General features: G+C 54.5%; 1 protein-coding gene. It reads left to right on the top strand.

The genetic code is table 11. From position 1 onward, the window contains the following. Positions 1 to 22: 22 nt before the first annotated feature. The coding region (locus tag RVY79_RS19970; RefSeq protein ID WP_317466317.1) for a DUF1972 domain-containing protein at positions 23 to 266 on the top strand (244 nt) is incomplete at its 3' end.

Raw genomic sequence — 266 nt, 5'->3', positions numbered from 1 at the left:
CAAAGAGGTGCCAGAGAACGCCGTGGCATTGATCTTCGGCTACGGGACCGGTGTGTTCCAGCGTTACCTGAAACAACGATCCATTCCGCACGCCGTCAACATGGATGGTATTGAGTGGCGACGAGAGAAATGGGGACGACTTGCGCGCATCTGGCTGCGCATGAATGAGCGGTCAGCCGCCCGTCAGGCAGATATTCTTATCGCCGATCACCCAGAAATCCAACGTTACTTGCAAGAGGAGCTTGGTAAGGAATCCACCATGATTG

Source organism: Chromohalobacter sp. HP20-39, from assembly GCF_033052815.1.
Lineage (GTDB): Bacteria > Pseudomonadota > Gammaproteobacteria > Pseudomonadales > Halomonadaceae > Chromohalobacter.
The sequence above is the reverse complement of the archived record's forward strand: the minus strand, read 5'-3'. Positions and strand labels throughout refer to the sequence as shown.